The sequence below is a fragment of the Allobosea sp. 01N443 genome, from assembly GCF_056399325.1.
The window spans coordinates 35,372-48,941 of the sequence record NZ_JBFTRC010000040.1 but is presented as its reverse complement, the minus strand read 5'-3'; the positions used below and the strand labels follow the sequence as shown (position 1 = coordinate 48,941).

Below are 13,570 nucleotides of genomic sequence, written 5' to 3'. Positions count from 1 at the left end.
GCGGGATAYCTATCGCAAGGGTTGTCGCGAGGTTCCTCTGTGCCGGCGACAGTATTCGATTCGATCCTAGGGCGATCGTAATGAGGATTCTCTCGGGAAACGCGGCGCGAATCCGATAGGCCATTCTTGCCGCGGACCGTGAAGGCAGCAACGCCAGGTCCATGTCGTCAAGCTGGTGATTGTGAAGCCGAATTTGGGCGTGTGGGATAAGTAAATATGTCACACCCATCGCTGCTTTGCGGTGGGAAGCAAGTTGCGCATTGAGCGGGATCAGTCTTCGACGGATGCTGGGTGTGGAATTCGCAGCATGAATCGCAAGAAAAGGGGATTGCGATGACACTCAACCACGCGAGGGCCTGCGGCTTCACCTTGTCGATGGTGCTCGGGCTCGGCAGCGTCGTGGCGCAGGCCGCCGATCTGCCGCCCCCGACCACGCCCGTGCCGCCCGTGATGACTTCGGCATGGACCTACCGATTCACGCCCTATGGCTGGCTCATTTCGCTCAACGGAAACCAGACCGTGAAGGGGCGAACCGCGAAGGTTGATGCCAGTTTCATCGATATCGTCGATGCCACACTCGGAGATGGGGGCACGCTGTTTGCCCTGATGGCGGATATCGAGGCCCGCAACGGCCGGTTCTCCCTCCTCGGCAATTTCGCCGGGCTCAAGGTCAGCATCGATCGCGGTAACGTCAGGACGCGGAGCGTTACGCCGGATATCTCGGGCGCGATCGGCGCGTCCGGCGATGCCAAGACCTCGATGGCCATCCTTGAAGCTGGGGCCGCTTACGAGTTCGCGCGCTACGGATCAGTCGGCTTCGACGTCCTGGCGGGCGCGCGCTACTGGTATCAGCGCGCCGATATCTCCTTCGATGCGGGCGCGACCGTCGATGTCGGCGATCTCAGCTTCGGGCGCAATGTCGCGATCGCCCGTTCCGGCTCGGTGGATTGGGTTGACGGTTTTGCCGGCGCGCGCATGCGGATCGGCGTCGCGCCGGGCCACGAAATCTTCCTGCGTGGCGACCTTGGTGGTGGCGGCAGCAAATTCTCGTGGCAGGGCATTGCAGGTTACAGCTTCGATTTCGCGGAGAAGAACGGCATCACCTATTCGGGCATCCTCGGTTATCGGGCGCTCTACGCCGACTATGCCCAGGGAGAGGGACGTCGGCGTTATGCTTTCGATATGTTGATGCATGGCCCGGTCGTCGGGCTCAGCCTGCGGTTCTGAAGCAAGGCCAGGATACCGGTTCCTGGCGGCGGGCCGACGTTCTCGAGGTGACAACGCGCGGCAGGGACGCCGACCGGGAGCAATTTCCTGACAAGAGAGGCCTGCGCGCACACGCAATCGGAAGGGGAGATGCGGATGAGGACCGAGCTTTCTCTCTTCGTGGGCACCTTCACGACCTTGCTTGCCATCATCAATCCGTTCGAGGTCCTGCCGGTCTACCTCAAGCTGTTGTCCGGCAAGGATAACGCAACGCACCGCACGGTCGCCCTGAAAGCCTCGGTCTACGCGCTGCTGCTTTGCTTCTTCTTCTTCATTTTCGGAACGCTCCTGCTCCGGATTTTCGGCGTTCCGCTCAGCATGGTGCGGGTCGTCGGCGGCATCATCCTGATGAAGATCGGCTTCGAGCTGTTCATGCCGAAGAAATCTGGCGACGATCTGGGTCTCTCGGGCGCCGATACCGGCGAAGCGAACATCGCTTTCGTGCCGCTGGCGATGCCGATCATGTTCGGTCCCGGCGGCATCGCCACGATCATCGGGATGACCGCGACGATCAAGGATTCATCCAAGGAAATCCTCTCGTTCATCGCCATTTCTGCGGCAATCCTGGCAACGATGTTCACCACCTATATCTGCCTGATCTATGCCGAGAAGCTCACGCAAAGAATCGGCCCGATGGGGATCGACGCGATCACGCGCATTGTCGGGTTCTTTGTTTCCGCGATCGGGGGCGGCCTGATTTTCGACGGCGTGGTCGAAGCTCTGGAAATGCATGGCATGACCACTTTGCACTGAGCGACGTCTCCGTCCGGGAAGCGTGCCTGCGAAAAATGGAGGGGCAAAATCTGTTATTGGGCAGGGCGGCTTTTGCCCGCGCTGCGAGGGCAGGCTCGGAACAGGCCGCGGCCGGCTTCAAGCGGGCGCCAGCTTCGGCAGGCGGCGGCGGACATGGGCGGCGAGACCGGCGATGTCGGGCGCGGCGTTAAGCCGGCGCAGCCCTGGCTCGCGCTCCGCGCTTTCGAGCGGCCGTCTGATGGGCGTCTCAAGCCTGCCGCGCATCGAGTGCGTCGCGTAGTCCATCTCCGATGAAGTTGAAGGAGGTCACGGCGAGCGTGATCGCGGCGCCGGGGATGATTGCCAGCCAGGGTGCGCTGGTCAGGTAGCTCTGCGCGCTTTCGAGCATGTTGCCCCAGCTCGGCGTCGGCGGCTGGATGCCGAAGCCGAGGAACGAGATGTAGCTTTCGGCCAGGATCGCGTGCGCAACATTGAGCGTGGCCGCAACCACGATCGGCGCGACCGCATTGGGCAGCAGGACGCGGAACATGGTGCGCTTGCTGCTGGCCCCGAAGGAGACCGAGGCCTGTACGAATTCCCTMGTCTTGAGCGAGCGGATCTGCGCCTCGACGACGCGGGCGACCTCCATCCAGGAGGTCATCGCGATCAGCAGCACGATCGAGGGCACGGAGGGCTGGATCAGCGCCGAGACCGCCAGCAGCAGGAAGATCGAGGGGAAGCACAGCATCGCGTCGACAAAGCGCATCAGCGCGGCGCCCAGGGCCCCCTCGTAGAAGCCCGCGACCAGCCCGACCACGACGCCGATCGCCATCGCGATCGCCATGGCGGAAAAGCCGACGGCGAGGGAGATGCGGCCCGCCATCAGGAGCCGCGCGAGGATGTCGCGCCCGAGCGGGTCGGTGCCGAGCACATGCGGGCCCGAGAAGGGCGCCGCGAAGCGGGAGCGGATGTCGATGAAGGTGTCGGTATAGGGCAGCAGCCACGGCCCGACGATGCAGGCGAGCGTCAGCAGGGTGATGGTCGCAGCCCCGAAGACCGCAAGCCTGTGGCGCCGGAAGCGCCGCATGCCCGGGCTGTTCCAGAAGCCCGGGGCGGGCGCAAGCATCGGTTCGGCCATGCTCATGAAGGGCGCCTCTCGCTCATCGGTGACATCCGGCTCATCAGTGGCTTCCGGCGATGCGCGGATCGGCGACGCCGTAGAGCAGGTCGGCGATCAGGCTGCCGARCAGCACCAGCATGGCGGAGAACATCAGGATGCCCATCACCACGGGATAGTCGCGGTAGCTGATCGAATCGAGGAAGAGCCGGCCCATGCCCGGCCAGGTGAAGACGGTCTCAGTGACGAGCGCGCCCGACAGCAGCGTCGGCACATGCAGTCCGGTGATGGTGATCATCGGCAGCAGCGCGTTGCGCAGCACATGCCGCAGCAGGATGGTCCGCTCCGGCACGCCCTTGGCGCGGGCGGTGCGCACGTAATCCTGGTTGATCACGTCGAGCATCGAGGAGCGCATGTAGCGGCTCCAGACTGCCGTCGAGACCAGCGCCAGCACGATGCAGGGGCCGATCAGGTGATGCAGCTGGTTCAGGAAGGAGCCGTCGCCCACCGTGTAGCGGTTGCCGGCGGGCAGCCAGCCGAGGCCGACCGAGAAGACATAGATGATGACGAGCCCGAACCAGAAGGTCGGGATCGAGAGCGCGATCATCGCGCCGATCGTCGCCAGCGAGTCGAAGATCGAATAGCGCTTGATCGCGCCRAGRATRCCGASCCAGGCGCCGAGCAGCATGGCGAGCAGCGTCGAGSTCAGCATCAGYTCCAKCGTCGSCCCGATATGGGAGGCGATGAYSTGCAGCACCGGCTGMTGGTCGCGATAGGASMGSCCCCAGTCGCCGCKCAGCATGCGCCAGAGCCATTCCGCATATTGCACGGGGAGGGGTCGGTTCAGGCCGAGCTGTTCCGCGATGCGGTCGAGATCGGCCTGGGTCATGTCGCCACCGGCGGCGAATTGCGAGAGCGGCCCGCCTGGCGCCAGGTGCAGGATGGCGAAGCCGATCACCGAGACGATGAGCAGCAACAGCAGCGACTGGCCGAGGCGGCGCAGGAGGAATCCGATCATGGCGCCGTTCTCCCGGCCGCTCCGCGCTTCATGTCACTTCGCCCGTTCAATCACTTCACCCGGTGCCAATCACTTCGCTCGGTGCCAATCACTTGGCCCAGTACCAGCTGCCCATGTTCCAGGCGTTCTGGCGCTGGTTGATATTGGGGCGATAGCCGATCAGGCCTTCCTTCACGCCCTCGATCGGCGCGTATTGGAAGATCGGCAGGATCGGCAGCTCCTCGCGGACGATCTCCTGCAGCCTGAAATAGATCGCCTTGCGCTTCTCCTGATCGAAGGTTTCCTGGCCTTCCTTCATCAGCGCATCGGCCTCGGCATTTTCCCACTGCATGTAGTTGCCGCCGCTGCCACCCTTCACCGGAATCGCATCGGAGGCGAAGCGCGAGGCCGGGTCGGGGTCGACGCCGGTGCGGAAGGTCGTACCGACCAGCAGCGACTCGAATTTGGAGCGCACGTAGAACTCGCCCCAGATCACCGCTGCCGGCATGTTGTTGATCGTCATCTTGGCGCCGACCTGCTGCCAATCCTGCTGGATCAGCTGCTGGCATTGCTCGCGCAGCTGGTTGCCGGTCGTCGTCGAGACCGCAAACTCGAGCGGCACGCCGTTCTTCATTCGCGTGCCCGAGCCGGAACGTTTCCAGCCGGCATCGTCGAGCAGCTTGTTGGCCCGGGCAAGATCGCGCTGCTGGACGGGGAGGGCGGGGTTGAACGCCCAGGATTCGCGCGGCGCGAAGGATTCCGTCGGCTTCGGCACGCCATAATAGATCGCGTCGATGATCGCCTGCTTGTCCATCGCCGCATAGAGCGCGTGCCGCACGGCCTTCTCGGCAAAGACCTTGTTGCCGAGATTCGGCATGATGATCTCGAGATTGCCGCTCGGCGCGACCGCGACCTTGCGGCCGGGAAGCTTGATCGCCTCCTGGTAGAAATTCGCGGGAATGCCCGAGATGATGACCAGGTCGACCTGGCCGGTGCGGAACTGGGCATAGAGCGCCGTCAGGTCCGGGATGTATTTGAGAACCGCCTTCTCGAGATAAGGGCCGTCGCCGTGATAGCTCTCATTGGCGACGAGCGTGATGATGTCGCCGGGCTGTCGCGTGCCCCAGCGGAACGGGCCGGTGCCGACGGGAGCATTGTTGAACGGCGCCGTATTCGGGTCCGCCGCCTTGCCCAGGATGTGCTTGGGAACGATATGCGTGTTCGCCAGCATCGCGAGATAGGGGGCGTAGGCCTTCTCCATCCGCCACGAGATCTCGTGCGGGCCCTTGACCACGATATCCCTGACGAAGGCATGGCCGACGCGCGTGCGCGCCTTGAAGCCGGCGGTGTTGATCAGTTCCAGCGAGTATTTGACGTCCTCGGCGGTGAAGGCCGTGCCGTCATGCCATTTCACGTTGTCGCGGAGCTTCACGGTCCAGGCGAGGCCGCCTTCCGAGATGCCGCCATTCGCCTCGCTCGGCACCGCGAGAGCGAGATCCGGGCGCAGCGTGCCATCGGGCTCGGCGACCCAGAGCGAGTTGAAAACGCTGGTCCAGACGACTTCGTCGACCTCGACGCCCGGCATCAGCGGGTTGAAGGAAACCGGTTCCTGCGAGAGCCCGACCACGACGACGCCGGTCGGCTTGGCCGGCGGCGGGGCGGTGGGCTTAGTCGCCGTCTGAGCTCGTGCGGCAAAGCCGAAACTCGCGGCAAGCGCGCCGGCGCCGAGGCCGAAGAGATCGCGCCGGTTCAGGTTCCAGTTCGAAAACCGCCGTGGATCGTGACTGTCTCGCATCGTGCTTCCCCTCTCCCAAGGCAACCGCTTTCAGCGAATGCGCTGAAAGGCATCATCATAATAATGAACACAAGCGGCAACCCATTTTCATAATGGGCGTCATTCGGCTAAAAATCTTCATCATATGATATCGTGCGTCAAGGTCTGAGGGCGCTCCGGTCTGTGGAATTTGGCCGGTATTACAAGCAATGCGTTGTATTTAAAGGGTAATTTTATAAATCATCGGAATTTCATCAAAATAGTTGCGCGGGCATTTTCATCATCATATCGTTTGCGGGCCTTCAATCGCTTCCCTGGGACCCCATGCCGGATACAGTGCTGCCCGCCGAGAACGCCGACATCGACAGCGACGAGCAGCTCGAGGCCATGAGGATCGGGCAGCGGCTGCGAGCCCTGCGGGCCGAGCGTGGGCTGACGATCCTGGAGTTGGCGGCGAAGGCGGGCGTTTCCTCCGGCAGCATCAGCCAGATCGAACGCGGCGCCTCCAACCCGTCGGTCAGTACGCTGCAGAAGCTGCGCGCCGCGCTTGGCGTCACGCTCTGGTCGTTCCTGGAAAGCGACGCGGCCGAACCGGCCCGCGAGTCGCAATATGTCCGGCGCCAGGCCAATCGCCCGCGCATCGTCGTCGGCACCAATCAACTGACCAAGGAGTTGTTGTCGCCGCGCGACAACAACGAGCTGCGCTTCATGATCCTCACCGTACCGCCGGGCGCCGAGAGCGGCAGCTTCCTGAGCGGGCCCGGCGACAAGGGCGGCTATGTCCTCTCCGGTCGGGTCGAGCTCAGCATCGGCGACGAGGTCTTCGAAATCGGGGAGGGGGACAGCTTCCAGTTCCCCAGCACCATTCCGCATCAGGTCGTCAACCGCTCCGCGAGCGAGGCGAAGCTGATCTGGATCATCAATATCCGGGAATCGCACCTGTAGGGCGATCGTATCAGGCGGGGCCGGCAAGGCCGCCTTCGCCTGCCATTCCAGCAGACCCAGAGGAAACATGATCACGCGTCACGAAGTCACCGGCCGTCTCAGCAAGGTGCTGGTCGCCAATGGATTTGCCTTCCTGTCGGGCCTCACCGCCAAGGACCGCAGCGGCGGCGTCAAGGAGCAGACCGCCGATATCCTCGCCCAGATCGACGCCTATCTGGCGATGGCCGGCACGGACAAGACCCGCATCGTCGTCGGCAACATCTGGCTGAAGGACATCAGCACCTTCAGCGAGATGAACGCGGCCTGGGAAGCCTGGGTCGACCCGAAGCAGCCGCCGGCACGGGCGACCGTCGAGTCGCGCCTGGCTGCGGACGACATTCTCGTCGAGATCCAGGTCCAGGCCCTCGTCTGAGCCTCAACGTCCGCCGCGCGTGATCGCGGCGGACTTTTTTCGCGTGTCCCCAAATCCTCGCGTCCTCCAGCGCAAGCGGTCCGCCATGCCTCAGTCATCTGCCCTTCCGAGCGTCGTCCCCGGCGACCCGTCCTGGTGGTTCATCGAGGCCATGAGCGCTGAAGCAGGCCGGCCGGATTCAGCGCCGCTGTCGGGCAGCATCACGGTCGATGTGGCGATCGTCGGTGGGGGCTTCACCGGGCTGTGGACGGCGCTGGCCTTGAAGGAGCGGGCGCCACAGCTCTCGGTCGCGCTGATCGAGGCCTCGCGCTGCGGCTCGGGGGCAAGCGGCAAGAACGGCGGCAAGGTTTCGGGCTATTGGGGCTCGCTTGCCGGGATGGAAGTAAATATCGGCTCAGACGGCGCGCTGGCGGTCGCCCGTTCCGGAGCCCGCGCCCAGGACGCGATCMGCGCCTTCGCGACGGCGCCCGGTCGCGATGTCTGGTGGCGCGACGGCGCCAGCATCCGCGTCTCGGCCTCGCCGGCGCAGGATGCCAAGATCAAGGGGTATGTCGAGACCGCGCGGCGTCTTGGCGTGCCGGATATGGCCCATGAGCTCTCGCCCGACGAGGTGGCAGCCTATTGCCGCTCGCCGGTGTTCCGCGGCGGCGTCTACCTGGCCGAGGGCGCAACCGTTCAGCCTGCCAGATTGGCGCGCGAACTGCGGCGGGCCGTGATCGATGCCGGCGTTTCCGTCTTCGAGAACACCCCGATGGTCGCGCTCGATGCCGGCACGCCGAGCCGCGTGCGAACCCCGGATGGCGAGATCATCGCCCGGGAGGTCGTGCTCGCCACCAATACCGAGCTGGCGAAGCGCCCGGAGGTGAAGCCGCATGTCAGCGTGTTCTCCTCCTTTGCGCTGATGACCGATCCGGCGCCCGAGAAGCTCGCCGCAATGGGCTGGACCCGCGATGAAGGGCTCGCGGATCTCAGGATGTTCGTCCACTATTTCCGCAAGACGGTCGACGGGCGCATCCTGATGGGCTCGGGCTCCGGCCCGATCAGCTTCGGCGGCAATGCCCGCGATCCGCGCCTGACCACCGACCTCGCCTCGGCCGCTCGGGCCGAGAAGGGGCTGCGCAGGCTGCTGCCGGGCTTCGCCGATGTCGGCATCGCCAAGATCTGGGGCGGCGGCATCGACGTCTCGTCCGATCGGCTGCCCTTCTTCCGCACCGTGCCGGGCACGCGCGTCCATTATGGCTGCGGCTATTCCGGCCATGGCGTGAACCCGACCTATATCGGCGGGCAATGCCTGGCCTCGCTGGTCCTCAATGCCAGGGACGACTGGGCGAGCCTGCCGCTGTGCACCCGCAGCCTTCCCTCGCTTCCGCCCGAGCCGTTCCGCGCCGTCGGCGGCCGGCTGGTGCGATGGGGCATCATTGGATGCGAGGAGGCCGAGGAAAGGGGCGAGCGTGCTGGCTCCGCGATGAGCGCCGCAGCGGCGATCCCAAAACTCTTCGGCCTGCGCATCGGAACGCGCTGAGAGCCGCGCTCCGATGATCTAACCCTTTGTGTTTGCATCGGCTTTCCCGAAAACCGCAATCCACCCTTCGGGCCGATGCTTTAGGTTTTTGTGTCCGCATCGGCTTTTGGGGCCGATGCTTTAGCCCAGCCGGACCTTGGCGACCTTGTCCCGGTAGTCGTCCTTGGGGTCGACGCCGAGCAGCATCTTGATGCCGGCAACCAGGTTGTTGGCGTTCTCCCAGATCTCGGCGCTGCTCGGGTCGAAGCGCAGCAGGGCGAGATTGGGGTCATCCTTGCCGCCTTCGAACCAGGCCGCGATGAAGCTGTTCCAGAGCCGGTCGATGACCTGGCGGTCCATGTCGATCATGAGATCGCCCTCGACCGAGACGAACAGGTCATGGCCCTTCGAGACCAGGCTGAAGGCCGCGGGCTTGCTGCCCGACAGCGCCTTGACCAGCTCGGTGTCGCGGGAGGCGAAGAACCAGATGGGCCCATGATCGGCCTCGAGCTGCGCAGTCATCGGGCGGGTATGGCCCTGCTCGGAACCGGCCAGGCCGAGCATGACGGTCATGTCGGACTTCAGGGCCTTCCAGAATTTTGCTTCCAGTTCGCTTGGCGTCGGCATGGCATTCCTCCTGCTTCCCTTGCGTTGAACGGCCGCGTGATGGCCATGTTCGGGGTGGTCCCCGCTGGCGGCGGATGCGCGGAAAAACCCCGCGGCGAGGCCGCGGGGTTTCCGGTTCCGCCCTCAGACGACCGGCGGACGATAGGCGGTGCCGTTCTCGTCGAAGCGACTCCAGCCGGCGGCGCGGTATTCGGCCTCGCGGGTGGAGCGATCGATCGGCGTCGCTCCGTCCATGATCGCGACGACGGTGGCTTCGTGCTCGGGCTCGGCCCTGACCGCAATCACCGTGCCGCCGCGGCGCACCGTCTCGGCATGGTATTCGGCCTCGTCCTTGTCGACGCCGGCGCTGGTAAAGGACCCGACGATCCCGCCGGCCGCCGCGCCGGCGACCGCCCCGGCCGCGGTTGAGGCGAGCCAGCCGGCTGCCACCACCGGGCCAATGCCCGGGATGGCGAGCATGCCGAGGCCGGCGAGCAGACCGGCCGCGCCGCCGACGCCGGCGCCGATCCCGGCGCCCTCGGCTGCATTGCTCTCCTCGGGTTTGCTGTGTCGGCCGACGAGGCTGACATCGCGACTGGGAACGCCTGCGGCCTCGAGTTGCTCGACGACCGAGAGAGCGGTTTCATAGCTGTCATAGGAACGGGTGATGGTGCGGGTCATGTTCAACTCTCTTGCTTTGAGAAAGCGGGAGGCGCGATCTGGCGCCGGGCGAGCCGGCGGCGAGTGATCTGCGCTCAGTGATCTGGCGCTCAGTGGCGGACGATGTTGCCGCGATAGTCGACGGAGACGTCGACCTTGGCGCCGGCATTCATGGCCGTGCCCTTCCAGACGCCGTTTGCGTCCTTCTTCAGGCCTGTCACGTTCGAATAGCCATTGGCTTCAAGGCGGCTCTTGGCCTGGCCTTCGGTGAAGCTGTTTGCGCCCGGCAACGGGGCGTTCTTGTCCGCCTCTGCCTTTGGTGCCGGCATTGGCGACGTCGTCGAGGTCTGCGCAAGCGCTCCGAAAGCAGTCGTCGAGGCGATCAAAGAGGCGATGAGAAGCTTTTTCATGGTAATTCTCCGCAGGTTCGCGATTGTACGTCCTGATGTCGTATCAACCGGCACCCCCGGCAGAGAGTTCCGCAAATAAATACTTCTGATGGGTGGAACACATGGCTGCGTCGTCGGTTTCGCCAGCGCTATCCTGAAATCGCTGGAGGACACCCGATGGCCACAACACCGAAGCCACTCGATGAGCTGTTTCACGACATGCTCAAGGACGTCTATTACGCGGAAAAGCAGATCCTGAAGGCGTTGCCGAAGATGGCCAAGGTCGCCACTTCGCCCGAGCTCAAGAAGGCGTTCGAGACGCACAGGGCCGAGACGGAAGGCCAGGTTGAACGCCTGAGCGAGGTCTTCGATCTGATCGGCAAGGCGCCGCGCGCCAAGACCTGCGATGCCATCCTCGGCATTCTCGAGGAGGGCAAAGCCGTGATGGAGGACTATGCTGACAGCCCGGCTCTGGATGCGGGTCTCGTCGCCTCCGCGCAGGCAGTCGAGCATTACGAGATGGCGCGCTACGGCACTCTGAAGGCATGGGCGCAGCAGCTCGGCCACAAGGATGCCGTCAAGCTGCTCGACGCGACCCTTGCCGAGGAGACCAGGACCGACAAGGCCCTGACGCAGCTTGGCGGGCCCGCCAATTCCGCAGCGGTTGCCAAGGCGGCCTGAGCGAACGGCCGATCCGGCCCCGGCGGCCAAGGCTGCCGGGGCCGTTTCTTTGGCTCGATCTCGCACAGGGGGCGCCCGATGCCCTTGTGCTTCGGCCAATTCCATCCATATACCATCCCTATGGATGGTATATGGATGACCAGATGAAAATGCCCGATAGCGAAAAGCTCACGCTCAATCTCGGCTTCGTCGATCTCGGGCGCATCGACCTGCTCGTCCGGGACGGGTTCTATTCGAACCGCTCGGACTTCATTCGCACTGCGGTGCGAAACCAACTCGCGACCCATGCCGATGTCGMCGCGCAGGCGACGACGCGGCTCTCTCTCGAGCTGGGCCTGCGCGTCTTCACGAGGCGCGATCTCGAAGCGGCCAAGGCCGCCGGCGAACGCCTCGAGATCCGCGTCCTCGGCCTCGCCGTCATCGAAGCGGATGTCTCGCCGGACCTCGCGCGGGAGACGATTGCCTCACTGACCGTGCTCGGCGCGCTCCATGCCGCCCCCGAAATCAAGGCCGCCCTGGCCGACCGACTGGCATGAAAAGGCACAGCGACATGAACATCCGCATCCGCTCCGCTGTGGGCGAAGCCATGACACGTCTGAGAGGCGCCGATGTTGCAGGCGCGACTGCGGCCATTCAGCAGGCGCTCGCCGGGCGGCCTGTTCAGCCCCCGCAAGAACCCGGCGGCGACGAGACGGGGACGGCCGGGTCGATCGTCCCGCGCCGCCTCGGTGACGTCTTGCAATCGCTTCGGACTGTACAGGCGCGCGTCGCCGATCAGCCCGGCACGGCGCGTCGCCAGCCTGGCCCGGCAGAGGAGGACGGGCGCTTTCGTTCCTGCAGCTTTCGCAGCGCCGCCGGAGCTCTGGCCTACAAGCTCTACGTGCCGGCGGATCATGCCGGGCGCGAACTCGCGCTCGTCGTGATGCTGCATGGCTGCACGCAGGATCCCGATGATTTTGCGCGGGGAACCCGGATGAACCGGCTCGCCGACGAATTCGGCATCATCGTCGCCTATCCCCACCAACCGCGTTCGGCCAATGCCCAGGGCTGCTGGAACTGGTTCGATCCGCGTCATCAGCGGCGGGGGGCGGGAGAGCCCGCGGCTCTCGCGGGCCTGGCCCAGGAACTCGCTGCCGAGTTTGGCATCGATCGCGCGCGCGTCTTTGTCGCCGGCCTGTCTGCGGGCGGCGCGATGGCCGATGTGCTGTCCTCGACCTATCCCGATATCTTTGCCGCCGCCGGCATCCATTCCGGCCTTCCCCATGGCGCCGCAAGCGACGTCATGTCGGCCTTTGCGGCGATGAAGGGCAATGCGAAGCCGATATCCCGGGGGACGGGAAGCGGCGCCCGGCAGATCATCTTCCACGGTACGGCCGATGCCACCGTTCACCCCTCGAATGGCGAGACGCTGTTTGCTCGGGCTAGCGCCCGCAATGGCGCGCTGGGGGAGTTGACGACCGATGCCGTCGTCAACGGCCGGCATGTCACCCGCACGCTGGTCGGACCCACCCATGGTCCGGCCACCACGGAATACTGGCTGGTCCAGGGAGCCGGTCATGCGTGGTCGGGCGGGGATGGGGCGGGAAGCTTCACCGATGTGTCGGGCCCCGATGCCTCGCGCGAGATGATCCGGTTCTTCCTGGAGACCTGACGGGATCGTCTCTCCTCGCATGCTGGGGGGGGCGGGAAAAGGAGCCTGATGTCAAAGTCGCTGGGGTAACGATCGTGCTTGCTACTGGCCCAAGGGACAGGTCGACAATCCTCGGGACGCCCCCTTAGTTTGGCCGGGCTTAGCCAAGGCAAGTCCAAGCCTACCCTTCCGTCCGGTTGAGGAGCATGTGCTTTGCGCCGTCTTGTTTTGTCTTCGCTCATTTTTGTGATCGGCTTGGCCGTGCCAGCCTTGGCGCACACGGAGGCGAGCGCCTTCGCTGGATTTGCCGAGGGCTTTCATCACCCCCTGACCGGACTCGACCACGTCGCAACGATGCTGGCGGTTGGTCTTTGGGGCGCTTACCTCAGTGGTCGGGCCATCTGGGTCCTGCCGATCGTCTTTCCCCTCGTCATGGTTCTGGGGGGGGTGATCGCTGTCCTTGGCCTTCCTCTGCCTGGTTTCGAAAGCGGAATAGCAGCATCTGCGCTTGTGCTTGGCCTGATGGTCGCCTTCGCCGTGCGCGCGCCGCTCTGGATCGCCGCCGGTCTCGTCGGGGCGTTCGCCGTCTTCCATGGCTATGCGCATGGTCGTGAGGTGCCGGACGCCGCGGAGGCGGTAACGTTCTTCGTCGGCTTCGTTGTCGCGACAGGCCTGCTTCATCTCGCTGGCATCGGGATGGGCCTGCTGACGCGCTGGAACTGGGGCTCGGTCCCCGTCTGCGCCGCAGGCGCCGCCATCGCGTGCACCGGGATCGCCTTTCTGACCGGCACGGTGTGACGCTCATCGAGGCKCGGTGGCACCCAGCCGGATCACTCAAGCCAGTCCTCAGGAGCGCTCGC

At 64.9% G+C, this 13,570-nt stretch carries 15 protein-coding genes; 9 read left to right on the top strand and 6 right to left on the bottom strand.

Features of this window, described 5'->3' with window-relative positions; genetic code table 11:
- The first annotated feature begins 333 nt into the window (after positions 1-333).
- Both AC1DRP_RS12985 and AC1DRP_RS12980 read left to right on the top strand, forming a co-directional pair.
- Positions 334-1,227, top strand: coding sequence for a hypothetical protein (locus AC1DRP_RS12985; RefSeq protein WP_441493137.1), 894 nt, complete (start codon positions 334-336; stop codon positions 1,225-1,227).
- A gap of 135 nt (positions 1,228-1,362) precedes the next feature.
- Positions 1,363-2,019, top strand: coding sequence for a MarC family protein (locus tag AC1DRP_RS12980; RefSeq protein ID WP_441493136.1), 657 nt, complete (start codon positions 1,363-1,365; stop codon positions 2,017-2,019).
- Positions 2,020-2,266: 247 nt separating this feature from the next.
- Here the strand turns inward: AC1DRP_RS12980 and AC1DRP_RS12975 are convergent, their stop codons facing one another.
- The 3 genes from AC1DRP_RS12975 to AC1DRP_RS12965 all read right to left on the bottom strand — a co-directional run bounded on the left by AC1DRP_RS12975 (position 2,267) and on the right by AC1DRP_RS12965 (position 5,907).
- A complete protein-coding gene (locus tag AC1DRP_RS12975; RefSeq protein ID WP_441508420.1) occupies positions 2,267-3,142 on the bottom strand; it encodes an ABC transporter permease in 876 nt (291 codons plus the stop codon).
- Positions 3,143-3,179: 37 nt separating this feature from the next.
- Positions 3,180-4,133, bottom strand: a complete 954-nt coding sequence (locus AC1DRP_RS12970; RefSeq protein WP_476768657.1) for an ABC transporter permease — start codon at positions 4,131-4,133, stop codon at positions 3,180-3,182.
- Between the two features lie 88 nt (positions 4,134-4,221).
- Positions 4,222-5,907: a peptide ABC transporter substrate-binding protein gene (locus AC1DRP_RS12965; protein WP_476768656.1), complete on the bottom strand. Its 1,686-nt coding sequence runs from the start codon at positions 5,905-5,907 to the stop codon at positions 4,222-4,224.
- Between the two features lie 303 nt (positions 5,908-6,210).
- On the opposite strand from AC1DRP_RS12965, the gene AC1DRP_RS12960 reads away from it, so the two are divergent.
- The 3 genes from AC1DRP_RS12960 to AC1DRP_RS12950 all read left to right on the top strand — a co-directional run bounded on the left by AC1DRP_RS12960 (position 6,211) and on the right by AC1DRP_RS12950 (position 8,765).
- Positions 6,211-6,831, top strand: coding sequence for a helix-turn-helix domain-containing protein (locus tag AC1DRP_RS12960; RefSeq protein WP_441508422.1), 621 nt, complete (start codon positions 6,211-6,213; stop codon positions 6,829-6,831).
- Between the two features lie 67 nt (positions 6,832-6,898).
- Entirely contained in the window at positions 6,899-7,243 is a 345-nt protein-coding gene (locus AC1DRP_RS12955; RefSeq protein ID WP_069881941.1) for a RidA family protein, read from the top strand.
- 85 nt (positions 7,244-7,328) lie between these two features.
- A complete protein-coding gene (locus tag AC1DRP_RS12950; RefSeq protein ID WP_476768655.1) occupies positions 7,329-8,765 on the top strand; it encodes an NAD(P)/FAD-dependent oxidoreductase in 1,437 nt (478 codons plus the stop codon).
- Positions 8,766-8,885: 120 nt separating this feature from the next.
- Here the strand turns inward: AC1DRP_RS12950 and AC1DRP_RS12945 are convergent, their stop codons facing one another.
- The 3 genes from AC1DRP_RS12945 to AC1DRP_RS12935 all read right to left on the bottom strand — a co-directional run bounded on the left by AC1DRP_RS12945 (position 8,886) and on the right by AC1DRP_RS12935 (position 10,420).
- Entirely contained in the window at positions 8,886-9,371 is a 486-nt protein-coding gene (locus AC1DRP_RS12945; protein WP_441508424.1) for a pyridoxamine 5'-phosphate oxidase family protein, read from the bottom strand.
- A gap of 123 nt (positions 9,372-9,494) precedes the next feature.
- Positions 9,495-10,031, bottom strand: coding sequence for a hypothetical protein (locus tag AC1DRP_RS12940; protein WP_441493129.1), 537 nt, complete (start codon positions 10,029-10,031; stop codon positions 9,495-9,497).
- Between the two features lie 89 nt (positions 10,032-10,120).
- Positions 10,121-10,420 (bottom strand): PepSY domain-containing protein, encoded by a 300-nt coding sequence (locus AC1DRP_RS12935; protein WP_441493128.1) that lies wholly within the window; start codon positions 10,418-10,420, stop codon positions 10,121-10,123.
- A 156-nt stretch (positions 10,421-10,576) separates the two neighbouring features.
- Between AC1DRP_RS12935 and AC1DRP_RS12930 the strand changes: the two genes are divergently transcribed.
- The 4 genes from AC1DRP_RS12930 (at position 10,577) to AC1DRP_RS12915 (ending at position 13,508) form a co-directional block, all read left to right on the top strand.
- The gene (locus tag AC1DRP_RS12930) at positions 10,577-11,080 is read left to right on the top strand and encodes a YciE/YciF ferroxidase family protein (protein WP_441493127.1); all 504 of its coding nucleotides are present in this window, start codon (positions 10,577-10,579) and stop codon (positions 11,078-11,080) included.
- A 143-nt stretch (positions 11,081-11,223) separates the two neighbouring features.
- Positions 11,224-11,616, top strand: a complete 393-nt coding sequence (locus AC1DRP_RS12925; RefSeq protein WP_476768654.1) for a CopG family transcriptional regulator — start codon at positions 11,224-11,226, stop codon at positions 11,614-11,616.
- Between the two features lie 50 nt (positions 11,617-11,666).
- Positions 11,667-12,731: an extracellular catalytic domain type 1 short-chain-length polyhydroxyalkanoate depolymerase gene (locus AC1DRP_RS12920; RefSeq protein WP_441508426.1), complete on the top strand. Its 1,065-nt coding sequence runs from the start codon at positions 11,667-11,669 to the stop codon at positions 12,729-12,731.
- A gap of 225 nt (positions 12,732-12,956) precedes the next feature.
- On the top strand, positions 12,957-13,508 hold the full coding sequence (locus tag AC1DRP_RS12915; RefSeq protein WP_441508436.1) for a HupE/UreJ family protein: 552 nt from the start codon (positions 12,957-12,959) through the stop codon (positions 13,506-13,508).
- The last annotated feature ends 62 nt before the right edge of the window (positions 13,509-13,570 follow it).

Excerpts from the sequence above, each read along its gene's own strand:
- AC1DRP_RS12985 (WP_441493137.1), top strand. The coding sequence starts at position 334 with ATGACACTCAACCACGCGAGGGCCTGCGGCTTCACCTTGTCGATGGTG.
- AC1DRP_RS12980 (WP_441493136.1), top strand. The coding sequence starts at position 1,363 with ATGAGGACCGAGCTTTCTCTCTTCGTGGGCACCTTCACGACCTTGCTT.
- AC1DRP_RS12965 (WP_476768656.1), bottom strand. The coding sequence starts at position 5,907 with ATGCGAGACAGTCACGATCCACGGCGGTTTTCGAACTGGAACCTGAAC.
- AC1DRP_RS12960 (WP_441508422.1), top strand. The coding sequence starts at position 6,211 with ATGCCGGATACAGTGCTGCCCGCCGAGAACGCCGACATCGACAGCGAC.
- AC1DRP_RS12955 (WP_069881941.1), top strand. The coding sequence starts at position 6,899 with ATGATCACGCGTCACGAAGTCACCGGCCGTCTCAGCAAGGTGCTGGTC.
- AC1DRP_RS12945 (WP_441508424.1), bottom strand. The coding sequence starts at position 9,371 with ATGCCGACGCCAAGCGAACTGGAAGCAAAATTCTGGAAGGCCCTGAAG.
- AC1DRP_RS12940 (WP_441493129.1), bottom strand. The coding sequence starts at position 10,031 with ATGACCCGCACCATCACCCGTTCCTATGACAGCTATGAAACCGCTCTC.
- AC1DRP_RS12935 (WP_441493128.1), bottom strand. The coding sequence starts at position 10,420 with ATGAAAAAGCTTCTCATCGCCTCTTTGATCGCCTCGACGACTGCTTTC.
- AC1DRP_RS12930 (WP_441493127.1), top strand. The coding sequence starts at position 10,577 with ATGGCCACAACACCGAAGCCACTCGATGAGCTGTTTCACGACATGCTC.
- AC1DRP_RS12920 (WP_441508426.1), top strand. The coding sequence starts at position 11,667 with ATGACACGTCTGAGAGGCGCCGATGTTGCAGGCGCGACTGCGGCCATT.